Annotated in this window: 22 protein-coding genes and 1 pseudogene; 11 read left to right on the plus strand and 12 right to left on the minus strand. The window is 61.2% G+C overall.

The features are described 5' to 3' along the window. The first annotated feature begins 3 nt into the window (after positions 1–3). The 6 genes from PDO_RS26265 (at position 4) to lhpI (ending at position 6321) form a co-directional block, all read left to right on the plus strand. Complete coding sequence (locus tag PDO_RS26265) at positions 4–903, plus strand: MBL fold metallo-hydrolase (RefSeq protein WP_007608904.1); 900 nt, start codon at positions 4–6, stop codon at positions 901–903. Positions 904–1020: 117 nt separating this feature from the next. Then, entirely contained in the window at positions 1021–2166 is a 1146-nt protein-coding gene (gene rnd, locus PDO_RS26270) for a ribonuclease D (protein ID WP_007608906.1), read from the plus strand. Positions 2167–2169: 3 nt separating this feature from the next. Next, the gene (locus PDO_RS26275; protein WP_007608908.1) at positions 2170–2652 is read left to right on the plus strand and encodes a GNAT family N-acetyltransferase; all 483 of its coding nucleotides are present in this window, start codon (positions 2170–2172) and stop codon (positions 2650–2652) included. A 7-nt stretch (positions 2653–2659) separates the two neighbouring features. Then, on the plus strand, positions 2660–3631 hold the full coding sequence (locus PDO_RS26280) for a small ribosomal subunit Rsm22 family protein (RefSeq protein WP_007608918.1): 972 nt from the start codon (positions 2660–2662) through the stop codon (positions 3629–3631). A gap of 3 nt (positions 3632–3634) precedes the next feature. Next, positions 3635–4648, plus strand: a complete 1014-nt coding sequence (locus tag PDO_RS26285; protein ID WP_007608921.1) for a DUF2891 domain-containing protein — start codon at positions 3635–3637, stop codon at positions 4646–4648. Then, positions 4645–6321 carry a cis-3-hydroxy-L-proline dehydratase gene (gene lhpI, locus PDO_RS26290; protein WP_007608922.1) on the plus strand — a complete coding sequence of 559 codons (1677 nt, stop codon included), beginning with the start codon at positions 4645–4647 and terminating at the stop codon, positions 6319–6321. The genes PDO_RS26285 and lhpI overlap by 4 nt, the downstream gene beginning before the upstream one ends. A gap of 22 nt (positions 6322–6343) precedes the next feature. Here lhpI and PDO_RS26295 read toward each other — a convergent pair whose 3' ends face one another. Beyond that, positions 6344–6751 carry a DUF2000 family protein gene (locus PDO_RS26295; RefSeq protein WP_007608923.1) on the minus strand — a complete coding sequence of 136 codons (408 nt, stop codon included), beginning with the start codon at positions 6749–6751 and terminating at the stop codon, positions 6344–6346. 100 nt (positions 6752–6851) lie between these two features. Between PDO_RS26295 and PDO_RS26300 the strand changes: the two genes are divergently transcribed. Continuing rightward, a complete protein-coding gene (locus PDO_RS26300) occupies positions 6852–7652 on the plus strand; it encodes an AraC family transcriptional regulator (protein ID WP_037075672.1) in 801 nt (266 codons plus the stop codon). A gap of 81 nt (positions 7653–7733) precedes the next feature. Next, positions 7734–9092 (plus strand): esterase-like activity of phytase family protein, encoded by a 1359-nt coding sequence (locus PDO_RS26305; RefSeq protein WP_007608931.1) that lies wholly within the window; start codon positions 7734–7736, stop codon positions 9090–9092. A 77-nt stretch (positions 9093–9169) separates the two neighbouring features. On the opposite strand, the pseudogene ppx reads toward PDO_RS26305, so the two are convergent. From ppx to PDO_RS26325, 4 genes and pseudogenes are all read right to left on the minus strand, one after another. After that, positions 9170–10691, minus strand: a pseudogene (gene ppx, locus PDO_RS26310) (exopolyphosphatase). A 12-nt stretch (positions 10692–10703) separates the two neighbouring features. Next, positions 10704–12896, minus strand: coding sequence for an RNA degradosome polyphosphate kinase (locus tag PDO_RS26315; RefSeq protein WP_007608932.1), 2193 nt, complete (start codon positions 12894–12896; stop codon positions 10704–10706). A 64-nt stretch (positions 12897–12960) separates the two neighbouring features. Then, a complete protein-coding gene (gene hdaA, locus PDO_RS26320) occupies positions 12961–13674 on the minus strand; it encodes a DnaA regulatory inactivator HdaA (RefSeq protein ID WP_007608933.1) in 714 nt (237 codons plus the stop codon). Beyond that, positions 13675–14820 (minus strand): AI-2E family transporter, encoded by a 1146-nt coding sequence (locus PDO_RS26325; RefSeq protein WP_007608935.1) that lies wholly within the window; start codon positions 14818–14820, stop codon positions 13675–13677. A 233-nt stretch (positions 14821–15053) separates the two neighbouring features. Between PDO_RS26325 and purM the strand changes: the two genes are divergently transcribed. Together purM and purN are read left to right on the plus strand one after the other, a co-directional pair. Beyond that, entirely contained in the window at positions 15054–16127 is a 1074-nt protein-coding gene (gene purM / locus PDO_RS26330) for a phosphoribosylformylglycinamidine cyclo-ligase (protein ID WP_007608936.1), read from the plus strand. Beyond that, entirely contained in the window at positions 16124–16780 is a 657-nt protein-coding gene (purN, locus tag PDO_RS26335) for a phosphoribosylglycinamide formyltransferase (RefSeq protein ID WP_007608937.1), read from the plus strand. Before purM ends, purN begins: the two co-directional genes overlap by 4 nt. A gap of 3 nt (positions 16781–16783) precedes the next feature. Here the strand turns inward: purN and PDO_RS26340 are convergent, their stop codons facing one another. From PDO_RS26340 to blh, 5 genes are read right to left on the minus strand one after another with little or no spacing between them, the layout of a single operon-like run. After that, positions 16784–17566, minus strand: coding sequence for a sulfite exporter TauE/SafE family protein (locus PDO_RS26340; RefSeq protein ID WP_007608939.1), 783 nt, complete (start codon positions 17564–17566; stop codon positions 16784–16786). Next, a complete protein-coding gene (locus PDO_RS26345; protein WP_037075650.1) occupies positions 17563–17997 on the minus strand; it encodes a YeeE/YedE family protein in 435 nt (144 codons plus the stop codon). Before PDO_RS26345 ends, PDO_RS26340 begins: the two co-directional genes overlap by 4 nt. Continuing rightward, a complete protein-coding gene (locus PDO_RS26350; RefSeq protein WP_037075674.1) occupies positions 17994–18401 on the minus strand; it encodes a YeeE/YedE family protein in 408 nt (135 codons plus the stop codon). Before PDO_RS26350 ends, PDO_RS26345 begins: the two co-directional genes overlap by 4 nt. 8 nt (positions 18402–18409) lie before the next feature. Then, positions 18410–18718 (minus strand): sulfite-sensing transcriptional repressor BigR, encoded by a 309-nt coding sequence (gene bigR, locus PDO_RS26355; protein ID WP_081593239.1) that lies wholly within the window; start codon positions 18716–18718, stop codon positions 18410–18412. A gap of 29 nt (positions 18719–18747) precedes the next feature. Next, a complete protein-coding gene (gene blh, locus PDO_RS26360) occupies positions 18748–20043 on the minus strand; it encodes a bifunctional sulfur transferase/dioxygenase Blh (protein WP_007608944.1) in 1296 nt (431 codons plus the stop codon). 164 nt (positions 20044–20207) lie between these two features. Between blh and PDO_RS26365 the strand changes: the two genes are divergently transcribed. Next, positions 20208–21170, plus strand: coding sequence for an omptin family outer membrane protease (locus PDO_RS26365; protein ID WP_007608945.1), 963 nt, complete (start codon positions 20208–20210; stop codon positions 21168–21170). Between the two features lie 17 nt (positions 21171–21187). Here PDO_RS26365 and PDO_RS26370 read toward each other — a convergent pair whose 3' ends face one another. Together PDO_RS26370 and PDO_RS26375 are read right to left on the minus strand one after the other, a co-directional pair. Then, positions 21188–21787, minus strand: coding sequence for an NUDIX domain-containing protein (locus PDO_RS26370; protein WP_007608946.1), 600 nt, complete (start codon positions 21785–21787; stop codon positions 21188–21190). A gap of 66 nt (positions 21788–21853) precedes the next feature. Further along, the gene (locus PDO_RS26375) at positions 21854–23968 is read right to left on the minus strand and encodes a molybdopterin-containing oxidoreductase family protein (RefSeq protein WP_192814396.1); all 2115 of its coding nucleotides are present in this window, start codon (positions 23966–23968) and stop codon (positions 21854–21856) included. Positions 23969–23977: the final 9 nt, after the last annotated feature.

Below are 23977 nucleotides of genomic sequence, written 5' to 3' on the forward strand. Positions count from 1 at the left end.
GTCATGGGCACCACGACTGACATTTCGGCGACAATGCGCATCCACCAGCCCTATCCGGGTCTGTTTGCCTATTACGACGGGCGCATCGCCGGAAAGCGGCTGCATTCTCCGGAGCCGAACTGGCTCGATGACGGTGCCTATAGCCTGGGCGTCGCGAGCTTTGCCCTGGTTTCCGGGGCGCAAGCGCTGGTCTACGACACCCATATCTCGCTCGATCATGCGCGCTCCATTCGCCACCATCTCGAAGGCCTGGGTGTTTCGTCGATCCGGGTGGTGATGAGCCACTGGCATACCGATCATGTGGCGGGCAATGGCGGCTTCGCCGACTGTCCCATCCTCGCCAACAGCCTGACGATCGAGACACTGAAAGCCAAGCGCAAGGTTCTGGAAAACAAGACCCCGCCGATCAAGCCGGTCGTTATGCCGACCGAAAGCTTCGACGGGGAAATGACGCTGACCATCGGAAGCTGGACGGTGCAGCTGCTGCAATTCGATATCCACAGCGCCGACGGCACCGTGCTGTTCATCCCGGCGATGGGCGTGCTGCTGGCGGGTGACACGCTGGAAGACACGGTCACCTATATTTCCGAGCCGGAACATATCGATCGACATATCCTTGACCTGAAGCGGATGGCCGAACTGCCGATCCGTCACATCCTGCCCAATCACGGCGCGGAAGAGATCATTGCCGCCGGCGGTTATCCGCCCTCGCTGATTGAAGCGAACCGCCTCTATCTCGAACGTCTGCTTGCCCGCCGCGACGATCCGCAGCTTGGCGACGAGAGCCTCGCCGTCTTTGCCGAACCGGAGATTTCGTCCGGCGCCATCGTCTATTTCGCCCCCTATGAGGAGGTCCACCGTCAGAACATCGCCGTCCTGCACGGTGCGCCCACGGACGAATAGTGGCGAATTAGTGGCTGCAAAGCGGGGTCGCAGGCGCGTTTGGCAGCCGTTCATATTGACATCGCCGGCCAGAAGGGAAAGTAAGGTTGATCCGTATTTTTCCATGACCGAGACGAAATGATCGATACCACTGCCGCGCTTGAGGAGGCTTGCCGCCAACTCGCCAAATCCGATTTCATCACGATCGACACGGAATTCCTCCGCGAAACGACCTTCTGGCCTGAGCTCTGCCTGATCCAGATGGCGAGCCCGGATTTCGATGCCATCGTCGATCCGATGGCCAAGGGCCTGGATCTGGCGCCGTTCTTCGAGCTGATGGCCAATTCCGCCGTGGTCAAGGTCTTCCATGCCGCCCGGCAGGATATCGAAATCATCTTCCATCTCGGCAATCTCATCCCGCACCCGATCTTCGATACGCAGGTCGCGGCGATGGTCTGCGGCTTCGGCGATTCGGTCTCCTATGACCAGCTCGTGCAGAAGGTGAAGAACGTCCATATCGACAAGAGCTCGCGCTTCACCGACTGGAGCCGCAGGCCGCTGTCGGAAAAGCAGCTCGACTATGCGCTGGCCGACGTCACTCACCTGCGCGATTGCTATATCAAGCTCAAGGCCGATCTGGAGCGCGAAGGTCGCGCCGAATGGTTGACCGAGGAAATGGCCATCCTCGAATCCCGTGATACCTATGACCTGCATCCCGACCAGGCCTGGCTGCGCCTGAAGATGCGCTTGCGAAAGCCGCAGGAGCTGGCCGTCATGCAGTATGTGACTGCGTGGCGCGAACGCGAGGCACGGGCGCGCAACGTGCCGCGCTCGCGCGTGCTGAAGGACGATGCGATCTATGAGATTGCCCAGCAGCAACCGAAGGATACGGAAGCGCTCGGCCGCTTGCGGACTATCCCGAAGGGCTGGGAGCGCTCGACCGCCGGCGCCGTGATCGTCGAACAGGTTAATGCTGCCCTCGCACTGCCGAAGTCCGAAATGCCACATGTCCAGCGCCATACCCACGCGCCGGAAGGTGCACAGTCCGCCGTCGAACTGCTGAAGGTGCTGCTGCGCCTCACGTCTGAAAAGCATGGCGTCGCATCCAAGGTGATTGCCAATAGCGAAGATCTGGAACGGATTGCGGCCGAAGGCGAAAATGCGCCGGTGGCCGCACTTCAGGGCTGGCGACGCGAACTGTTCGGCGATCTGGCGCTCAAGCTGATTTCCGGCGGCGTCGGTCTTCGTTTCGTCGACAAGCGCGTCGAAGCCGTGGAATTCTGAGCGGTGACGGCGCTCACGGTGCGCCGCGCGACGGTCGAGGACATCGCCTTCCTCATGGCGACCGAGCGGCTGCCTGGCTATGAACGCACGGTTGGTCGCTTCGAGGAGCAGGAGCATCGCGAACAATTGAGCGATCCCAACTGGCTCTATCTGGTTGCTGAGGACAAAGGCTTTGCCATACTCCAGGGACTGAGCAATCGGGACGGCAATCTGTGTATGCGACGCTTTATCGTCGCCGAACAGTTTCGCGGCATCGGAAGCCGGTTGCTGCCTTCGGTGATCAATGCAATTTTCGAGCAGACCCGGACCCACAGGCTGTGGCTGCATTATGTGTGTGGCAACGAGCCCGCAGCGCGTCTCTACGCTCGACATGGCTTCCAGATCGAGGGCATTGAGCGCGAAGCGGGACTACGTCCCGATGGCACGCGTTTCGACTTGATCAACGCATCGCTTCTGCGCCCCGAATGGGCGGCTACAAAAGGCTGATTTCCCTATGGAACTTCCCTCCCCGCTGCGCGCCGCCGTCGACCAGATGCTGGCCGGGGAGCCGCTTGAGCGGCTGGCAAAGGCCAGCGCCCTTTTGTCCGATCGCTATCGTCGCGAAGTGCGCGACGGCCGGTTCCACATTGACGATGCGCTTGCCGCCAAAGCCTATCTGGCGACGCGCATGCCGGCGACCTATGCCGCCGTGCGCGCGGCGCTGTCGATGGTCGAGGACGTCGCTCCCGATTTCGAACCACGGACCCAGATCGATCTCGGCTCCGGTCCCGGCACCGCCTTCTGGGCGGCGCAAGATGCGTGGCCGCAGATGCAGTCTGCCGACATGGTCGAGGCCAGCGCTGCGATCCGCAGCGTCGGCGATGCGTTGGCCAGGCACGCAACGGTCATGGCCCGCTGGCATGCCGGCGATGTCACGGGAAAGATCCCAGCACTTGCGCCCGCCGATCTCGTGACGCTTGCCTATGTGCTGGACGAACTGCCGCCCGCAACCATCGCTGCTGTCACGACAAAGCTGTGGGCGCTGACCACAGACATGCTTGTCATCATCGAGCCCGGCACGACAGCCGGCTGGCAGCGTATCCTTGCCGTGCGCGAGACGCTGAAGGCTGCGGGTGCCCATCTGGTTGCACCGTGCTCGCATGAACACGACTGTCCGATCGAGGTGCCGGACTGGTGTCACTTCTCGCGGCGCGTTGCCCGGTCGCGGGTGCACCGGCTGGCCAAGGGGGCGGAGGTGCCGTGGGAGGACGAAAAGTTCATCTTCATTGCCGCATCGCGCTCGCCCATCACACTGGCCGGTGCGCGCGTGCTGTCACCTCCGCGTGTCTCCGGCGGCGTTGGCCGTGTCAAGCTCTGTCGTACCGACGGGTCGGCGGGCGAGGTCACACTCAGCAAGCGCGATGGAGACGCGTTCAAGCAAGTCCGCCGCGCCGATTGGGGCGACCGCATCGACCTGGAGAGTTGAACCATGACGATCACACTGGATATCGCGCTTGCCGAACGCCTCGCCGCCATAGCCCTCGGCCATGTCGGCCGCGAATATCCGAACCAGATCTCGCACGGGCTGGACGGGCCACAGGACGCGCAGGTGCCATCGCAACTGCATCCGATCTTCTACGGCAGCTATGACTGGCATTCCTGCGTGCATGGCTACTGGACACTGGCGCGGCTGTTGCGGCTCTATCCTGGCATGGAGAATGCCGATGCCATCCGCCGGCTGTTCGACACGATGCTGACGACGGACAAAGTTGCCGGCGAATGCGCCTATTTCGACCGGCCGTCGGCGCGCGGCTACCAGCGCCCCTATGGCTGGGGGTGGCTGTTGAAGCTGGCGACCGAATTGCATGGGCATGAAAATGCCCGGTGGAGTGCCGCGCTTTCCCCGCTGACGCAGCGCATCGTCCAGCGCTTCATCGACTTCCTGCCGATCGCAACCTATCCCGTGCGCGTGGGCACGCATTTCAACACGGCCTTCGCCATGCGGCTGGCAGCAGACTATGCCGAGACAGTTAGCGACGGCGAACTGCTTCTTCTGTTGCAGAACGCCGCGCTGCGCTGGTACGGCACCGACCGCGACTGCACCGCCTGGGGCGAACCCTCGGGCGACGACTTCCTGTCCTCGACCCTGATCGAAGCGGAATGCATGCGGCGGCTGATGCCGACCCGGGACTTTGCCGACTGGTTCGACGGCTTCCTGCCTGATCTTTGCGCGAGCGAACCGGAAGTGTTGTTCTCACCGGCAAGGGTTTCCGATCGCTCGGACGGCAAGATCGCTCATCTCGACGGGCTGAATATCAGCCGTGCCTGGTGCTGGCGCTCGCTCAGCGCCGCCCTGCCGGCGGACGATCGGCGGCGTGACATTCTGATGCGCGCCGCCGAAGCACACCTTGACGCCGGTCTTGGCCATGTCGCGGGCGACTATATGGGCGAACACTGGCTGGCGAGCTACGTCATGCTGGCCTTGACGGAGATACCAGCATGATCAACGGGCAGGTCATCGTTGCGGGTCAGGCCGAAGGCGAGATTCTCTTCAGCGACGTGCCGCTGAGCTTCTGGGGCGGCGTCTCATCCGACACAGGCGAAGTGATCGACCGGCATCATCCACTCAGCGGCGAGAGGCTGGCCGGACGCGTGCTCGCCATTCCGGGTAGCCGTGGCTCCTGTTCCGGCAGCGGTGTCGTTCTCGAACTGATCCTCAACGGAAACGGTCCGGCGGCGATCCTGCTGGAACGACCCGAAGCGATCATAACGCTTGGGGTGATTGTTGCGCAGGAAGTGTTCGGGGTCTCGATCCCGGTTCATTGCCTCGGGCCGGACAGCTTCCAAAACCTGCCGAAAACAGGCCCAGTTCGCGTCAGTGGAACGCCGCCCCTATCCCCGGACACAGTTCCGGCCATCACCCTGTCGGAGAAAGACCAGGCGCTGCTCGAAGGTCGCTTCGGCGCAGCCGCACAGGTGGCGATGCACATCGTGTTGCGCATGGCGGCGATCGAGGGCGCAACTGAACTGATCGACATCACTCAGGCCCATATCGACGGCTGTATCTATACAGGTCCCGGCGGGCTCGCGTTTGCCGAACGGCTGCGCGACCTCGGCGGCAAGGTCGTCGTTCCGACCACGCTGAATGCCATCTCCGTCGACCAGCGGCGCTGGCGAAGCCAGGGCATCGAGAGCGGCTTTGGCGAGGCGGCCAGCCGGCTGGCGGATGCCTATGTCGAGATGGGGGCGCAACCGAGCTTCACCTGTGCGCCCTATCTGCTCGACACGGCGCCGAAACGCGACGAACAGATCGTCTGGGCCGAATCCAATGCCGTGGTCTATGCCAACAGCGTGCTCGGTGCTCGCACGATGAAATATCCGGACTATCTGGATATCTGCATCGCGCTGACCGGGCGGGCACCAAAAGCCGGTTGCCATCTCGATGCCCAGCGACAGCCAGCGCTTCGTATCAGTCTTACGGCACCCGGGGACGTAGACGACAGTTTCTATCCGCTGATCGGTTACCTGAGCGGCATGCTGGCTTCCGACGACATCCCGATCATCGACGGCATCGGCCACCTTGCGCCGGACACCGACGCGCTGAAGGCCTTCGGCGCGGCTTTCGCCACAACCTCCGGGGCACCGATGTTCCATATCGCCGGCGTGACGCCGGAAGCCCGCGACGCTGGCGACTTCAATGCCCTGCCCTTGCGGCAGCACCGCGTAAGCCACACCGACATGCCGCGGGCATGGGGCGAATTGAATGGTGCCGACGCCGGCGCCATCGACCTGATCGCGCTCGGCAATCCGCATTTCTCTGCAACCGAAATTGCCGCACTTGCGGGCCTTTGTCGTGGAAGAACGAAACATGCGGATGTCCCGGTCATCGTGACCTGCGGCCGCTGGACGCTCAAGCAAGCGCGAATGGCCGGCCATGTGGCGGCACTGGAAAGCTTCGGCGTGCAGTTCGTCACAGACACCTGCTGGTGCATGATCATCGAACCGCTGATCCCGCCGCACACCCGAACCATCATGACCAATTCCGGAAAATATGCGCATTACGGTCCCGGTCTCTCCGGTCGGGCAATGCGCTTCGGCAGTCTGGCGGCCTGCGTGGAAGCCGCCGTCTCGGGTCGCGATACGGGTCACCTGCCCGGCTGGATCGTAAGATCCTAGTCAGGAAACCCGAGGGAGACTGTCATGCGTGCATCCTAGCACCCTTGCTGATCTTGTCGGCGATCTTCTTGTCGCTACGCATGGCGATGCCAACCACTTTCGCATCGTCGGGGTTGAACGCGGCGAATATCTCGCGATTGGCAGCATCGTGGCCGGTGGAGAACATTTCCTCGATATAGAGCGAACATGGAACCTCGCGTTGCAGCGCGCGGCGATGAATGGTCCGCAACAGTTCCTGTTCGGCCGACAGGATAACGATCGGCTGGATACACAGCGGATTGTACGCATTGCCGTCCGCATCCCTGTAGACTTCTCCGATCAACTCCTTGTTGGTGCCCGCTATGCCACTGACCAAAAAGGCGGTAACATTCAGCTTTTGCCACGCGAGAAGATCCTCGCGCAGGACGATGACGAATTTTGTGTCGAACATGAAGCACTCCGAAGCAGGCTGGTTGGATGATGTGGCTGAGCTAGCAAGCGGCGGGCCGAACCGTCTTGAACGTTCGTGCAGCGGCACGGACGTAATCCGGATGGGCGTCGAAACGGGCGGGATCGAGCGTATCGAGGCGATGTTTTCCGGCAACGGCTTCTCCCCACACCGGCACGACACCTATGCGCTCGGGCTGACCTTGAGCGGGGTCCAGACATTCGCCTACCGGGGCGCATCGCGTTTCAGCATGCCCGGCAATGTCATCGTGCTCCATCCCGACGAGTTGCATGACGGTGGTGCCGGCACCGAGGCGGGACTGCATTACAGAATGATGTATATTCCGCCGGAATACCTGCGTGAAGCGGGCGCAAGCCGGTTCACCGCTCTCCCCTTCGTCGCCAATCCCGTTCTATCCGACGGTCGCCTAGCGCAGGCGCTTGCGGATGCATTGATGGATCTTGAACAGCCGCTCGGCGACCTCGCCTACGCCGATCTTCTTACACGCATTGCCGACGGCCTGGGGCGTCATGCAGGCGCCCCTACACGGCTCTCGCCAGTGGCCGAAAGTGCGGTGTCCGTGGCCTGCGCCTATCTCAGGGAAAATGCCACGGGAACCGTTCTCTCGGAAGAACTGGAGGCCGTCACCGATATCAACCGCTACACGCTTGCACGGCAGTTCCGGCTCGTCACAGGCACCAGTCCGCATCGCTACCAGGTCATGCGCCGGCTCGAACAGGCCAAGCGCCAGATGCTGGGCGGCATCCCGATCGCGGAAGCGGCAATCGATGCGGGCTTTGCCGACCAGAGCCACCTGACCCGACATTTCAAGGCGTGTTTCGGCATGCCGCCCGGCCGCTGGCTGACACTGGCGACGGGCCACCGGATTGTGCACAGTCACTGAAACTTCATCGAACGGCAATCGGTGCGACATCAAGTCTGCCTAAGCATGCGGCGTTCCATCCTTCCCAAAAAAGGTGACGCCATGAAAAAGGCACTTCTGACTTCCGTATCCCTTTGCCTTCTGTTTTCCGCCCCGGCCATGGCCGAGGAAAAAGCCTATTCCGCCAAGCTCGTTTCCCACGCCATCCTGCCGGCCAACACGATCATCGCGGCACCGGCAGATGCGCCGGCGCATCTGAAGACCTCCGGCAAGTTCACCACGGCTGACCGCAAGCGTGCCGAAGGCCTCGGCACCGTTCCGGGCAAGGACGGCGTTCGCGAAACCGGCCTGAAAATGCCGTTCGATGGTCAGGCCATGCAGGGTTTTTCCGGCATCAAGACCATGGAGGACGGCACCTTCTGGAGCCTGTCGGACAATGGTTTCGGCTCGAAGATCAATTCCTCGGATTCGATGCTGATGCTGCATCACATCAAGTTCGACTGGGAGGACGGTAAAGTCGAGCCGATCGAGACCGTCTTCCTCTCCGACCCCGACCGCAAAGCGCCCTTCCCGATCGTCATGGAAGGGTCGGACCAGCGGTATCTCACCGGCGCCGATTTCGACATCGAGTCGATCCAACCGGTTGCCGACGGCTTCTGGGTAGGCGAGGAATTCGGCCCCTCGATCCTCAAGTTCTCCCAGGACGGCAAACTGACCGATGTCATCGCCACCAAGGCCGGCGAGATCGACGTCAAGTCGCCCGACAATGTCACGCTTGTTGTCCCGGCCAATCCTACGGCAAAGATGCCGGCTTTCAACCTCAAGCGTTCAGGCGGCTATGAAGGCCTTGCCATGTCGAAGGACGGCTCGAAGCTCTATGGCCTGCTCGAAGGTCCGCTCTATCTCGAAGACGGCTCCGTGGAGAAGGCCGATGGCCTGACGGCGCTACGCATCATCGAGCTCGACGTCGCGACCAAGGCATGGACCGGTCGCAGCTGGCTCTACCCCTTGTCGGAAGGTGGCGAGGCCATTGGCGACTTCAACATGATCGATGCCACAACTGCCCTTGTGATCGAACGCGACAACGGCGCCGGCACGGTAGACAAGGCCTGCGCGGATCCCAAAGCGCCGGCGGCCGACTGTTTCGCCGTTCCGGCCAAGCACAAGCGCATCTACAAGATCGAAATGTCGGAAGAAAACGTCGGCAAGGCCGTGCGCAAGATCGGCTATATCGACCTGATGAAGATCGAGGATCCGGACAACAAGAAGCTGCAGGGTGGGGGCGACGGCTTTTACGACATGCCGTTTGTGACCATCGAAGACGTCGATGTCGTCGATCCGACGCACATTGTCGTCGGCAATGACAACAACCTGCCCTTCTCGGCTGGGCGGGCGCTGGACAAGGCGGACGACAACGAGTTCGTGCTGCTCGAAGTGGGTGACTTCCTCGCGGCTAAGTAAGCCAGGCAATCCGTTCGCAAACGTGAATGGACCGGGATTTCGCCCGGTCCTTTTCATTTTTCCCTGTGTCTACCGCCTTATTCGAACCTGAAGCTCAGGCGCTTGCCGGTCAGCTTGGCAAGCTGTTGCAGACGGCCATCGAGACGTTCGCCGGCAAAATCGAAATAAGCGTGCGGAACGACGAATTCGAGATCGACATCCGGCCGCGTGGAACGCTGGAAGCGCAGATTGTGCACGACGCCCGGCATTGAGGCCGAGAAGAGATAGACGACGCGCAGCATGCCGCCGAGCAGTTTGGCGCGTTCCAGCAGGCGTTCGGTTGCGATTGCAGCCAGCGGACCGGTACGGCCGTCGTCATACAGACCTTCGAAGCGGTAGTAGTTGGTCAAGGCGATGAAGGCGCGGCCCGGATGCGTGATGCCAACGAAGGACGAATGCGCGATGACGTTGAGCGCCTGCAGTCCGCGATAGTCCGGATGGGCACGCCAGCTGATATCGGCAAGCAGGCAGGCGGCCTGACGATAACGCGCATCCTCTTCCGTCTCGACAACGTCGAAATGCGGCATCATCTGCCCGGTCCAGTCGGCCAGTTCCCGTGCATGTTCCGGGGAACGGGCACGCAGGATCGCCAGTTCGTCGGCCGCCTCGACCAGAGGGTCGAGCGCCTTTTCGTCGTCCGGCAACAGCGAATAGAGATAGCCTTCGCGCACGCCTTGCGCCGAGAAGCAGACGCTTTTCGGCTTCATGACTTCGATCACCTCGCGCAAGGCGACCGCGCCGAAAGGGATGAGCGTGCGGCGGTTCTTGGAAATGCTCGTCCAGGCCGGATCACGGCTGTTGGCACCGCTGATGATTTCCTCGAGGAAGAAGGCAACCTCGTCATAGGGCAGCTCGTAGCCCTGCATCATGTGCAGCGGATATTTACGAATCTCCATATGCAGCTTGGCAATGTTGCGCCACGTGCCGCCGACCGCATAAAAGGTTCGCCCCTGGCCTTTCTGGAGGAGCTGTGCGTCGGCCACCAGCTTCTTGGCATGAACTCTCGCCTTCGGTAGCCGATCCCCCCACCGTCTCGGAGAGGCGCAGACCGCCGAGCGGGAGCGTGATACCCTTGCCGAATTCTCGGCCGCGGATGTCGATCAGTTCGAGCGAGCCGCCGCCCAGGTCGCCAGCGATGCCGTCGGCAAAGTGAAAACCGCTGATGATGCCGAGCGCCGAATAGAGCGCCTCTTCCTCGCCGCTCAAAACCTGGATCTCATGGCCGAGGATGGCTTCAGCGCGCGCAATGAAATCGGCGCCGTTGGACGCATCGCGGGCGGCGGCAGTTGCCAGGACATACATCCGGCTCGCCTGCGCCTGCTTGGACAGCGCATTGAAGCGCCGCAGTGCCAGCAGGGCGCGCTCGACGCCTTCCTGGTCCATGCGACCGGTGGTGGCCAAACCTTTCCCAAGCCCGCACAGAACCTTTTCATTGAAAAGAACCGTGGGGGCGCGTGCCAATCCCTCATAGACCACGAGGCGGATCGAGTTGGATCCGATGTCGACAACGGAAACAGGGGCGATACCGGGTAGACGCCCCCGTGCTTCAGATCTTGTCATGAAGTTCCAGTTTTATCGTTTCCTGCCGGAAATCAGGCCGGCGATCAGTTTCGGTGCGCTCGATTTCAACGCTTCACCCCGACCCGACAGGCTTGGGTTGGTCATGAAATACTGTTGCGCGTTGAAAGGTTCCTCACCTTGCCGCACCTCAATGCGGCGAGACGTGCCATCGGCCAATATCTCGTAGCTCTGCTGATTGTCAATCAGATTGCCCAGCATGATCTGGGACAAAACCTGCTCATGCACGGTCGGGTTGATCAGCGGCACAAGCGTTTCAACGCGCCGGTCGAGATTGCGCGGCATCATGTCGGCCGAGCCGATATAGACAAGCGCCTTTTCCGACGGCAGGCGATGGCCATGGCCAAAGCAAAAGATGCGGCTGTGCTCGAGGAAGCGGCCGACGATGGATTTCACCCGGATATTTTCCGACAGACCCGGAACCTGCGGCCGCAGGCAGCAGATGCCGCGAATGACCAGGTCGACCTCGACGCCCGCCTTGCTTGCCCGGTAGAGCGCATCGATGATTTCGGGGTCGACGAGCGAATTCATCTTCATCCAGATGCCGGCCGGCAGACCGTTGCGGGCGTTCTGGGTTTCCTCCTCGATATGGCGGAGAATGCGTGGACGAAGCGTGTAGGGCGACACCGCCAGCTTCATGCTTTCTTCCGGCTCGCCGTATCCGGTGATGAAGTTGAAGATATTCGCCATGTCATGGGCAATCTTCGGATTGCAGGTGAAGAAGGACAGGTCGGTATAGATCTTCGCCGTGACCGGGTGGTAGTTGCCGGTGCCGAGATGGCAATAGGTGCGCAGCTTGCCGTCCTCGCGGCGCACGACCATCGACATCTTGGCGTGGGTCTTCAGTTCGATGAAACCGAAGACGACCTGCACGCCGGCGCGCTCCAGGTCGCGGGCCCAGCGGATATTGGCCTCTTCGTCGAAACGGGCCTTGAGCTCGACCAATGCGGTGACCGACTTTCCGGCATCGGCCGCATCGATCAGAGCTCGGACGATCGGGCTGTCATTGGAGGTTCGGTAGAGTGTCTGCTTGATCGCCAGCACATCCGGATCACGGGCCGCCTGCAGCAAGAACTGCACGACGACGTCGAAGCTCTCATAAGGGTGATGAACGATCATGTCCTTTTCGCGGATTGCCGCTAGGCAGTCACCCGCATGCTCGCGCACGCGCTCCGGGAAACGGGCATTGTAGGGTTCGAAACGCAGATCCTCGCGCGGCGCCTTGCAGATTTCGGTAATGGTGTTGAGCGCCAGGAGACCGGGCAGAACGGCGACGCGATTGTCCGGCACATTCAACTCATGCACGACGAACTGGCGCAGCGCGACCGGCATCTCGCTGTCGACCTCAATTCGAATGACCGAACCGCGCCGGCGACGCTTCAGGGCGGTCTCGAAAAATCGGACCAGATCTTCCGCCTCTTCCTCGACTTCGATGTCGCTGTCGCGGATGATGCGGAATGTGCCGAAACCCTTGACCTCGTAGCCGGGATAAAGCCTGTTGATGAACAGGCCGACGACGTCCTCCAGCGTGATGTAGCGGATCGTCTGGCCCTGATCCTGCAGCCGAATAAAGCGATCGAGCGTGGGTGGGAGGCGCAACAGAGCCGTCATCGGCTCACCCGTACGGCTGCTGGCCAGTTGAAGTCCCATGGAGAAACCGAGATTGGGAATGAAGGGGAATGGATGGGCCGGATCGATCGACAGCGGCGTCAGAACAGGGAATATCGAATCCTCGAATGTATTAGCCAGCCAGTTGCGATCTTCGTCCGACAGAGCGGCCGGGCGCACCACCAGAATTTCTTCTTGCGCCAAATACTGCTGAAGCACGGCAAGTGATGCCTGCTGTTCCATCTGCAGGTTGTCGATTTCCTTCAGGATGTCATTCAGCTGCTCGGCCGGCGTCTTGCCGTCGGGGCTCCTGATGGTGATGTTCTGACGCACCTGCCCTTCGAGCCCGGCGACACGCACCATGAAGAACTCATCGAGATTGGCCGCCGAAATCGACAGGAAACGGACACGCTCCAGCAGCGGATGCGCGGTGTTGAGGGTTTCTTCGAGAACGCGCCGGTTGAACTGCAGCCACGAGAATTCACGGTTGATGAAACGCAGCGGGCTGGTCATCAGGTCGTCCGAGGTAAGCGCCTCAGCTTCGACGTGGCCGTCCATCTCGTTCACCACAGAGTCCATAGTCCCGTCCCTTCGTTCTTGTTTCCTGGCCGAATATAACAGTTTGACGACAGATCTGTGACATCTACCCTTCGTCGGTCGTGGCCTCGAGCGCTCCGAGCACTTCGGCTGCCAGGCTGCGCGTGATGCGCGCGCGGCGGGCAAGCGCCAGTTTGTCCAGTCGATCGACAATCTCCTGCGCCGCCGAAAACGACCGTTCCATTCGCTGAACGATATAGCTGACGATCTTGTCATCGATGTAAAGCTGCCGGTCGGCAAACAGCTTCATGATGACCTGCCCGAGCAGATCCTCGTCAGGTGTTCCGATCTCGACCACGGTTGCCGCCTTGAGGCGCGATCGAAGGTCGGCAAGCGTGACGTTCCACGAAGGCGGAAAGCTGCGTGAGGTGATCAGCAGCGTGGTGCCATGCTGCTTGACGCTGTTGATGACATGGAAAAGCTCGACCTCATCGAAACCCTGGCGGTCGGCATCCTCGAAAACCACCGGGCCGAGCGCCGCAACCGCCGGCGCATCGCGCCCCGGCTGTGGATCAATGTCAACGGCTCCGCTCTGCTGGCGAAAGATCTCGGCGAGGTGCGACTTTCCCGACCCGGCAGGACCGGTCAGCACCACGACGGGTGCCGGCCAGGCTGGCCAGCTGTCGATCAGGGCAACGGCAGCAGCCAGGCGCTCGGACACAAGAAGGTCGTCGCGGCCGGTCGCCGATCCATGGTCGAAGACAAGCGGCAATTGTTCTGCGGCGCCGCGCCGCTCTGTGGGCTTCCTGACGTCAGCCATTTACGTTTCAGTCGTCTGCGCCGGAATTTCGATCACCGGAGGCTTCGGCTCTCCGGCAATTTCAATCACCGCGCCGTAGTAGAGGTCGCTCTCAAGATACCGCGACAGCGCGAACCGGACAAGCACACCGACGGCTGCCGCCGCCGGAACGGCGACCAGCACGCCGACAAAGCCGAACAGGGAGCCGAAGGCAAACAAGGCAAACATCAACCAGACGGGATGCAGGCCGACGCTTTTACCGACCAGTTTCGGCTGCAGGATATTGCCCTCGAGAAACTGGCCGAAGAAGAAGATGCCGGCAATGAAGCCGATCCAGAGGTAGTCCGGCCAGAACTGCACAAGTGCCACGCCGATCGCCAGCAGCAGGCCGACGGTCGAACCGACATAGGGAATAAAACTGATCAGACCGGTGAAGAAGCCGATCAACAGGCCGAAATTCAGGCCGGCCAAGGACAGCGCAACGGCATAGAAGAGCCCGAGGATCAGGCAGAGCGAACCCTGGCCACGGACAAAGCCGGCAATGGTATTGTCCAGTTCGGTTGCCAGTTTGCGCACCGTCGGAAGCTGGCCGCGCGGCACCCAGCTATCGACCTTGGCGATCATGCGGTCCCAGTCGAGCAGCAGGTAGAAGGCAACAACCGGCGTGACCACCAGAAGCGAAACGATGTCCAGTAGCGCCTTGCCGGAATTCCAGATCTGTTCGACCAATGTGCCAAGAAAGCCGACCCCCTCGCTGATATAGCGGGAGAAATTGCCCTTGATCGTATCCATCTGGCCATTCAACCATTCCGGCAGCCAGGAGGCATTCGACGTGGCGATGAAATTCTGCAGCTGGGTCACGTATCCCGGCACGCGCTCGATGAAGTCATTCAACTGGCTGGCCAGGATCGGGATGATGATCATCAACGACAGGGCAAAGACGATGACGAAGGTCACAAGGATGACCACCGTTGCCATCAGGCGGCTCAGCCCCAGACGCTCGAGCCGGTCGGCCACCGGATCGAGGAAATAAGCAAGCGCCATGCCGGCAATGAAGGGCAGCAGGATCGAGCTGAACATCAGCAGGAAAAGGACAAAGACGGCAAGAGCGACCAGCCAGAACATCACCTGACGCCTGAGGCCTATCCCGCTAATATACTTCGGCATGTCTGTTTCCCAATTTCATCCGTCGAACGCCATTTGTGCGACGCAACCGATCTTCTCTAGCAGCAGTTAGATCGGGCCGAAACCCTCGGTCAAGAATGTGACCTCCCGAGGGCCGGATCTTACGCGGTTGCAGCAGAATTGGCAGGAAATCGGGGCCTAATTCTCGTCGCGGCTTGCATCTGAGGGCTCTTCATGCAATGGCCAGCCAAACTCTCTTAGGATCGGAGACACGGATGAGCCAGGCTGGCAAAAACGGTTTGACCTACAGCGATGCAGGCGTCGACATCGACGCTGGAAACCTGATGGTCGAGAAGATCAAGCCGGCCGTGCGTTCGACGCGCCGTCCGGGTGCCGATGGCGAAATCGGCGGCTTCGGCGGCCTGTTCGACCTGAAGGCCGCCGGCTTCAACGACCCGATCCTGGTGGCCGCCAACGACGGCGTCGGCACCAAGCTGAAGATCGCCATCGATGCGAACATTCATGACACTGTCGGCATCGACCTGGTGGCCATGTGCGTCAACGATCTCGTGGTTCAGGGCGCCGAACCGCTGCTGTTCCTCGACTACTACGCCACCGGCAAGCTCGACCCGGATCAGGGGGCAGCAATCGTTCAGGGCATCGCGGCCGGCTGCCGCGAGGCAGGCTGCGCGCTGATCGGCGGCGAGACCGCCGAAATGCCGGGCATGTATTCGCATGGCGACTACGACCTTGCAGGCTTTGCCGTCGGTGCTGCCGAACGCGGTGAACTGCTGCCGGCCGGCGACATTGCCGAAGGCGACGTGATCCTCGGCCTGTCTTCATCCGGCGTGCATTCGAACGGCTTCTCGCTGGTGCGCAAGATCGTCGAACTTTCCGGCCTTGGCTGGGATGCCCCTGCCCCGTTTGCGGCAGACAAGACGCTGGGGGCCGCTTTGCTCACACCGACCCGCATCTATGTGAAGCCGCTCCTGAAGGCGATCAAAGAAACCAAGGCACTGAAGGCGCTGGCTCATATCACCGGCGGCGGCTTCCCGGAAAACATTCCGCGCGTCTTGCCGAAGCATCTGGCAGCCGAGATCGACCTTTCGTCGATCCAGGTTCCGGCCGTGTTCTCCTGGCTCGCCAAGACTGGCGGTGTGGCGCAGAACGAAATGCTGCGCACGTTCAACTGCGGCATCGGCATGATCGTCGTGGTTTCGGCGGAAAATGCCGACACGGTGACGTCTGCGCTTGAAGCCGAAGGCGAGACCGTTGCCCGTCTCGGCCGAATGGTTGCGCGTGAAGACGGCGCACATGGCACGATCTACAAGGGCACGCTCGCCCTATGAGCCAAGCCCGCAAGCGCATCGCTGTCTTCATCTCCGGCAGCGGATCGAACATGCTGGCGCTGGCAAAGGCCTGCGAGGCGGACGCGTTTCCGGCCGAGATCGTTGCGGTGTTCTCGGACAAGCTGTCTGCCGGGGGCATCGCCAAAGCACAGGCACTCGGCATCGCCACGCATGTTTTCGAGCGCAAGCAATATGCGAGCAAGGCCGAACATGAGGCGGCCATTCTAGCAGCTCTCGACGCGGCTTCGCCGGATTTTGTCTGCCTGGCCGGCTATATGCGGCTGCTGTCAGGCGAGTTCATCCAGCGCTATGAGGGCAGGATTCTCAATATCCACCCGTCCCTCTTGCCGCTATTTCCGGGACTTCACACCCATCAGCGTGCACTGGACGCCGGTGTCATGGTCGCGGGCTGCACCGTGCATTTCGTCACCGAGGGCATGGATGAAGGTCCGGTCATCGCCCAGTCCGTCGTGCCGATCCTGCCCGGCGACACGGCCGACGATCTTGCCGCGCGCGTTCTCACCGTCGAGCATACGAGCTATCCGCTGGCCCTGCGTCTTGTTGCCGAGGGCAAGATCCGCATGTTGGCGGATGGAAAAGTCGAACGACAGACCTATCTCGGCGACCCGGCGGCAAAACTGATCAGCGCCTGACGTTCAGCTAGCCCATAACGAGCCGAGACTGCGGTAGATCATATAGGCAGCCACGACGAACACCACCGCTGCGAAGACGCGATTGAGCGTGTTCTTGTGGGCGGCCAGCCTGCCCGAGACGAATGTGCCGAGCAGACCGCCCAGAATGCCGCCGAATATGAACTCGGCCGCAAGCGTCCAGTCCACCAGTCCCGACCAGGCATAATTGACCGCAGTCGCCAATCCGAAGGCACTGACCGCAAGAAGCGACGTTCCGACCGCGTTGATCATCGGCATGCCGGTCGCCAGCATCAGGCCGGGCACGATGAGAAAGCCGCCGCCGATGCCGAAGAAGCCGGACGCGGCACCCGTGGCGATCGCGATCGCCCCTGTTGCCAGACACATGCGCAGATCCATCGGGCGTGGCGTAGCGGTCACCAGAGGTTTGGGCCGAGCCATCAATGCAGCGACGACCAGCATGACAATACCGAAGAGAAGCAGCAGTTTCGTCCCGTCTATCGCCTTGCCGAGCGAAGACCCGCCCAAAGCGCCGATCACGCCCAGCACGGCAAAGACCATGCCGCAGCGCCAGCGAACATGGCCCTTCACAGCATGACTGGCAAAATTGAGCAGGGCATTGACCGAGACCGCCAGGGCTCCCGTTCCGATGGCGATATGCGGCTGGGAAACACCAACCACATACAGCAGCAGCGGCGTGGCCAGGATCGAACCGCCGCCGCCCAGCAGTCCAAGCGAAAAACCGATGATACTGCCGGAGCCGATGGCGGGGAGAAGCGTTCCGTTCATGAGATTATGCCGGCAACAAAGCGATCATGAATGACCATGCCGGCCAGCATGGCGACGACGAACAGGACGATCGCGCCATAGCCCATCGGCAGGGCGGCAATCGCCGGCCCCGGGCACAGGCCGCCAAGCCCCCAGCCGACGCCGAAGATCGCCGAGCCGATAATCAACGGCAGATCTATCTTCGTTTTGCCCGGCATATGGAAGCATCCTGCCAGGAGTGGACGCGCCATCGTCTTGACAAGGAGCATGCCGATCATCGCAACGAGCACGGCGCCGCCAAGGACAAACATCAGGCTGGGATCCCAGGCACCAAAGACATCGAGGAAGCCTTGAACGCGGGAGGGATCCAGCATGCCTGACAGTGACAGGCCGAAGCCGAACAGCGTCCCGCAGGCGAGTGACGCCAAAGCTTCAGTATAGGCGGGTTTCATAGGCTGCCTCGCATCAGGGTCACCGTGATGATACCTGTGGCCAGAAACGTCATGACGGCTGCCAAGGAACGGAGCGAGAGCCTGGCAAGGCCCATGACCCCATGTCCACTGGTGCAGCCCGACCCCATGCGCGCGCCAAAGCCGACCAGAAGGCCGGCGACGCCGATCAGTGGCAGGGACGCGGTGATGGTAAGGGTCGGCCAAGTCCTGAAAAGGCCAACATAGACAAGAAGGCCCGCCATCAGGCCGACGACGAAGGCCGCGTTGATCAGGCGGCTGTGCCCCTGCACAAGCCGTCCGACAATGCCACTAATGCCGGCAATGCGGCCATTGAGGGCGAGCAGCAGGATGGCGGAAAGACCAATCAGCGCGCCGCCGGTCAAGGATTGCAGGTATTGCGTCACTTGCGGCGTCACGTGGGCATGTCCTCGGCACAGAAAATGGTGAACAGAGCTGTTATGAGCTTGGCAATCTTTGCCTCCACCAGACGGTAGAAGATCTGCTTGCCCTCCCGACGGGTCTCGACGATCCCCGCATCGCGCAGAACGGTGAGCTGCTGGGACAGCGTGGGCTGATGGACATCAAGTCTCTCCTCCAACTCTCCGACCGAATATTCGCCCTGCACCAGAGTGCAGACCAGCATCAGGCGGACGGGATGCGCCAGCGTCTTCAGGTGGCTAGCCACTTCCGTTGCCCGCGTCTCCATGACGTCGGGGCTCATCGCCACGCGGTTCCTGAACTCCAGCACGTTCACCACTTGGCACCCGCCAATGCATCGATCGGGATCTTCAGATAACGTCGGCCATTGCTCTCCGGCTCCGGCAGGCGACCACCGCGCACATTGACCTGCAATGCATGCAGGATCAGTTTCGGCATGGCCAGGGTACGGTCGCGCGCCTGTCTGAGATCGATGAAAGCCTGCTCGCTGATTCTGGCGAGATGCGTATTGGCAAGCTTCTGCTCGCCAACCGTGCTTTCCCAGCGCGGATGACGGCCGCCAGGCTGGTAGTCATGGCCGGTAAACACACGGGTCTCTTCCGGCAGGGCAAGGATCGCCTGGATCGAATTCCAGAGAGCATGGGCGCTGCCGCCGGGGAAATCGGTGCGGGCCGTGCCGCTGTCGGGCATGAAGATCGTATCGTGCACGAAGGCTGCATCACCGATGACGTAGGTGATCGAAGCCAGCGTATGCCCCGGCGAGAACATCACCCTCGCGTCGATAGAGCCGAGCTTGAAATGTTCGCCCGGCTTGAACAGGTGGTCCCAATAGGAACCATCGGTGCGTAGCTCTGGCCAGTTGTAGATATCCTTCCAAAGCGCCTGCACCTCCACGACATGGTCGCCGATGGCGGTTTGCGCACCTGTCTTCGACTTCAGGTAGTGCGCGGCGGATAAATGATCGGCGTGCGGATGGGTATCGAGGATCCACTCGACCGACAGCCCCTGACTTTCGACATAGGCCAGAATGCGGTCGGCATTCTTGGTCGAGGGTTGTCCCGACTTCTCGTCATAGTCGAGCACGGGATCGATGATGGCGCATTTGCTGGTCTCGGGATCGGAGACGACATATTGAACGCTCCAGGTGCGCGGATCAAAGAAACCCTTGACCTGTGGGCGGCGGGCGGCACGGCGATCGAGAAAGGCGATGACGGCGGTCAGGTCCATGCCGTGCCGGTCGCCGAGTGCCAGCACCTGGTCACGCGTCATGCGACCGTCCAGGACTTCGATGATGGCATAAAGTGCGAGTGCTCGATGGCCGGTGCGGCAATGCGCCAGAACCGGACCCTTGCCCGGCACTGTTACCGCCGCGCGAAAAGCATCGACATCGGCATCGGTCAGACCTGCCAAAGTCAGGGGCAGGAATATGTAGGGTAATCCGGCCTCTGCAGCTGCGTCCTTTTCGACGCGCGTGCCGAGGGCACCTTCCTCGCCCTCCGGGCGCAAGTTGACGAGCGCTGAAAAACCCGCCTCCCCTAGGCGCTCGATATCTGCAACCGAAGGCTGGGCGGCAATAGAAAGTCGGTCATTGATACGGGTGGCGAACATGACAGCATCCTCAATTTATCAATATACGAATTCATATATTGTTTTTTTGCAGTTCCTTCAAGTGCGGCTTCATCTGATTTCGCTGAAAACGTCAGACACGCATAAAGCAAAGATTAACCAAGATCGTACAACCTGAAACTGTCTCCTTCGTTCAGGACTACGTGATGATGTATGCGACCTGCTTCCGTCCAACTTTGATGGCAACCCTGTTGCCGGCAATGCTGCTTGCGATGCCGGTGGCTGCCGTTGCGCAGGACAGGCTCTACACGTCGTCTGACGGTACGGCGTCATTTCAGGCCGGCTTCGGTATCGCCAACATCAAGGCCGGCGAATACGTCTATGATGGCGACCACAAGCTCAGCCAACTCGACTGGGAAAGCAAGGGCGTCAAGGTGGGCACGCTCGGTGCAGAAATCGAACTTGGCTACAAATGGCGCCTGAAAGGTCGGCTGGATGTCGGCTTCAGCGGCAATAGCCAGATGGAAGACCGCGACTGGATGGACTATTCAAACGAGGACTGGACCCATCAGTCACTGCATCCGGACACAAGGCTCGGCCACTATGTCAATGCAACGATCGAAGCCGACCGCTCACTGGTGGACAATGGCTCAACCCGGATCGCGCTTGGCGGTGGTGCCGGCTATACCGACGTCAAATGGAAATCCTATGGCGGCAGCTATATCTACAGCTCCAGCGCAAGCTCCCTCTACGATACGGTCGGCACGTTCGACCCAGATGAGAAGGGCATTAGCTATCGCCAGAAGATTCCGGTCGCCTATCTGAGTGCGAGCGCCGAGCAGACGATCGGCGCGTTCAGTATTTCGGGCAGCATGCGCGGCGGCGTTGCCTTCGGCTTTGATGGTGTAGACGACCACTGGATGCGGGATCTGCGATTCTTTGACGAGGTAAAGATCGCTCCGATGGTCGGGGCAACCGTTTCGGCCGACTATCGCTTCCTGCCGACGGCATCGATCTATCTGGCAGGCAGTTTCGACAAAATGTTCGAAGGGAAAGGCGACACGCGCGTGGTCCATACGCCGACCAGCCTGCAGGCAATATATGCCGATACTGCCGGCGCCGACTACCAGGTCATATCTGTATCGATGGGCCTCAAGGGCCAGTTCTGAAAACTGGCACGATTGCCTCAGTTGGAGCCCGTTTTTGATTGCAGTGCCGCCCATAGCAGCAACATGATGGTTTTCGCGTCGACAATCTCACCGCGATCAATCATTGCGAGAGCCGCGTCGAACGGAAGTTCGACGACTTCCAGATCTTCCTTTTCCTCGTCGAGACCGCCGCCGTCCGCCACACGGTCCGCATCCACAACGGTGGCATAGAAGCCGTGCAGCTTCTCCGTCACCGATCCCGGTGACATATAGGGCGCAAATGCCTTTCGAACCCTGTTGATCCGGTAACCGGTCTCCTCAAAGGCCTCGCGGATGGCAGCCTCCTCCGCCGTCTCACCATCGTCGATGAAACCGGCGGGAACCTCGAGCAGGAAAGGATGATCGCCCATCAGGTGGGCCGGAATACGAAATTGCCGCACGAGCGTCACGGTATCGGTCTCGACATTGTGCAGCAGGATGCCGGCGGCCTCGCTGCGATCGAAGACTTCCCATTCCAGACGATGCGGCTTGCGACCTTCGCGAAAGAAATCGAATGTGACGCGGCGCAGATGGCTCCAGCCCTTCCACAGTGTCTTGTCCTCGACGATGGAAATGCTGCTCTTGTCAAAAATGCTCATCGTGAAATGTCTTGCCCAGAGTTGGAGTGCCCGCACGCCGCCGAACGGCGGCGTCGCCCGGATGCCTTAAACGGTTCGGAGCCAGACCTTGTTGTCGTGGAAGGCCGCACCACCATGGGGCGCAGCAGCATCGGCACCGGTCAGCACATTGATGCCCTCGCCATCGAGATGCGACTTGTTCGGCCACAGGCCCTCGGCGACCAGAACGCCGGTCTTGACCGCATCGGTGACCTTGGCATGGAGGCGGATTTCGCCACGTCCATTACCGAGCCGGACAATGTCGCCATCCGAAAAACCGAGAGCCTCGGCATCGGCAGGGCTAACCATCACTTCCGGTCGGCCTTCCTTGTCGCGCGAGGTCTTGGTCTCGGCAAAGGTGGAGTTAAGGAAGTTGCGCGCCGGAGACGTCGCAAGCCGGAAGGGGTGCTCGGCATCGGCACGCTCGATCAGGTCGACCTGGTCGGGGAAGGCCGGCAGCGCATTGACCGGTCCGAACGAACCGAGGACGGCCGGCGGCTTGTTGGGCGCCGGCGTGCCTTGCCAGTCGGGTCTGAAACGGAACTTGCCGTCCGGGTGGGCAAAACCCTTGAGATAATGCGCATCCTCGAAGGCCGGCTGGCAGTCGAGCCACTTCTCCTCGGCCAGCGTATCAAAGTCGGGTTTGCCGCTGACTTGCAGCATATGCTCGATATGCTCGCGCTCGGTCAGGCCGAAGCCTGGACGGTCAGCCACTCCGAGGCGCCTTGCCAGTTCCTCGATGACGAAGAGATTGGTGCGCACAGTGTCCGGCGCATCAACCAGCTTCGGTCCGAGCAGAATATGGCTCTGGCCGCCGCCGCGATAGATGTCGTCGTGCTCGACGAACATCGTCGCCGGCAGCACGATATCGGCAAGTTCCGCCGTTTCGGTCATGAACTGCTCGTGCACGGCAACGAACAGGTCGTCGCGCAGGAAGCCCTGTCTCACCAGCCGCTGTTCGGGCGCAACGTTGATCGGGTTGGTGTTCTGGATGATCATGGCGGTGACCGGCCCGCGATGGCGTAGCGCCTCGGCGTCGCCCGTCAGCACCCGGCCGATCTGCGACTGGTCGAGCATGCGGATATTGGGATCGACCATGGCCGTGCCCATCAGATCCGCCTTGTTCAGCTTGAAGATATCGCTGTTGGAGTGGAAGGCGCCGCCACCTTCATACTGCCAGGAGCCCAGAACCGTGGCGAGCGACAGGGCCGCATGCATGGAAACGGCACCGTTGCGGCTGCGGGTGAAACCATAGCCGAGGCGGAAGTAGGTCTTCCTCGTCTGGCCTATATGGCTGGCGAATGCTTCGATCTCCGCAACCGTCAGGCCGGTGATGGCCGCGGCCCATTCCGGCGTCTTGTCCTTCAAGTGCGCTTCGAGGCCCGCCGGATCATCGGCGAACTTCGCCATATAGGCGCGGTCGGCATAGCCGTCGCGGAAGGCGATGTGCATGGCGGCGCAGGCCAGCGCCGCGTCGGTGCCCGGCCTGACGATCAGCGCCATGTCGGCCTGCTTCATCGTCGGGTTTTCGTAGACATCGATAACGACGATCTTCGCGCCGCGATCCTTGCGGGCCTTGATCGCATGGGTCATCACGTTGACCTGGGTCGCGACCGCATTGGTGCCCCAGATCACCACGCAATCCGACACGGCCATCTCGCGGGGATCAGGCCCGCGCAGGGTTCCGGTCCCCATCACATAACCGGTCCAGGCGAGATTGGTGCAGATGCTGCCGAAGAAGCCGGAGTAGCGTTTGGCATGACGCAGGCGTTCGATCGAATCGCGCTGCACCAGTCCCATCGTGCCGGCGTAAAAATACGGCCAGACGGCCTCGCTGCCGTGCTTCTGCTCAGCCTTGACGAAGGCATCGGCAATTTCGTCGAGCGCCGCTTCCCAGGTCACGTCCTGCCACTGGCCCGCCCCCTTGGCGCCGGCACGACGAACCGGCTTCATCAAACGGTCGGGATGATAGAGGCGCTCGGCATAGCGAGCGACCTTGGCGCAGATGACGCCGGCCGTATAGCTGTTTTCCGCAGCACCGCGAACGCGGCCGATCCTGCCGTCCGGTGTCAGATCGACATCGAGCGCACAGGTGGATGGACAGTCATGCGGACAGGCCGTATGACCAACGGAACGATTGCGGATGGGGCTCTGGATATTCATGCCATTTTT

The organism is Rhizobium sp. PDO1-076, assembly GCF_000247475.1.
GTDB lineage: Bacteria > Pseudomonadota > Alphaproteobacteria > Rhizobiales > Rhizobiaceae > Allorhizobium.

What these genes read in the sequence shown, in the direction of transcription:
- PDO_RS26265 (WP_007608904.1), top strand. Translation starts at nt 4, where the DNA reads ATGGGCACCACGACTGACATTTCGGCGACAATGCGCATCCACCAGCCC.
- rnd (WP_007608906.1), top strand. Translation starts at nt 1,021, where the DNA reads ATGATCGATACCACTGCCGCGCTTGAGGAGGCTTGCCGCCAACTCGCC.
- PDO_RS26280 (WP_007608918.1), top strand. Translation starts at nt 2,660, where the DNA reads ATGGAACTTCCCTCCCCGCTGCGCGCCGCCGTCGACCAGATGCTGGCC.
- PDO_RS26285 (WP_007608921.1), top strand. Translation starts at nt 3,635, where the DNA reads ATGACGATCACACTGGATATCGCGCTTGCCGAACGCCTCGCCGCCATA.
- lhpI (WP_007608922.1), top strand. Translation starts at nt 4,645, where the DNA reads ATGATCAACGGGCAGGTCATCGTTGCGGGTCAGGCCGAAGGCGAGATT.
- PDO_RS26295 (WP_007608923.1), bottom strand. Translation starts at nt 6,751, where the DNA reads ATGTTCGACACAAAATTCGTCATCGTCCTGCGCGAGGATCTTCTCGCG.
- PDO_RS26300 (WP_037075672.1), top strand. Translation starts at nt 6,852, where the DNA reads ATGGGCGTCGAAACGGGCGGGATCGAGCGTATCGAGGCGATGTTTTCC.
- PDO_RS26305 (WP_007608931.1), top strand. Translation starts at nt 7,734, where the DNA reads ATGAAAAAGGCACTTCTGACTTCCGTATCCCTTTGCCTTCTGTTTTCC.
- PDO_RS26315 (WP_007608932.1), bottom strand. Translation starts at nt 12,896, where the DNA reads ATGGACTCTGTGGTGAACGAGATGGACGGCCACGTCGAAGCTGAGGCG.
- hdaA (WP_007608933.1), bottom strand. Translation starts at nt 13,674, where the DNA reads ATGGCTGACGTCAGGAAGCCCACAGAGCGGCGCGGCGCCGCAGAACAA.
- PDO_RS26325 (WP_007608935.1), bottom strand. Translation starts at nt 14,820, where the DNA reads ATGCCGAAGTATATTAGCGGGATAGGCCTCAGGCGTCAGGTGATGTTC.
- purM (WP_007608936.1), top strand. Translation starts at nt 15,054, where the DNA reads ATGAGCCAGGCTGGCAAAAACGGTTTGACCTACAGCGATGCAGGCGTC.
- purN (WP_007608937.1), top strand. Translation starts at nt 16,124, where the DNA reads ATGAGCCAAGCCCGCAAGCGCATCGCTGTCTTCATCTCCGGCAGCGGA.
- PDO_RS26340 (WP_007608939.1), bottom strand. Translation starts at nt 17,566, where the DNA reads ATGAACGGAACGCTTCTCCCCGCCATCGGCTCCGGCAGTATCATCGGT.
- PDO_RS26345 (WP_037075650.1), bottom strand. Translation starts at nt 17,997, where the DNA reads ATGAAACCCGCCTATACTGAAGCTTTGGCGTCACTCGCCTGCGGGACG.
- bigR (WP_081593239.1), bottom strand. Translation starts at nt 18,718, where the DNA reads ATGAGCCCCGACGTCATGGAGACGCGGGCAACGGAAGTGGCTAGCCAC.
- blh (WP_007608944.1), bottom strand. Translation starts at nt 20,043, where the DNA reads ATGTTCGCCACCCGTATCAATGACCGACTTTCTATTGCCGCCCAGCCT.
- PDO_RS26365 (WP_007608945.1), top strand. Translation starts at nt 20,208, where the DNA reads ATGATGTATGCGACCTGCTTCCGTCCAACTTTGATGGCAACCCTGTTG.
- PDO_RS26370 (WP_007608946.1), bottom strand. Translation starts at nt 21,787, where the DNA reads ATGAGCATTTTTGACAAGAGCAGCATTTCCATCGTCGAGGACAAGACA.
- PDO_RS26375 (WP_192814396.1), bottom strand. Translation starts at nt 23,968, where the DNA reads ATGAATATCCAGAGCCCCATCCGCAATCGTTCCGTTGGTCATACGGCC.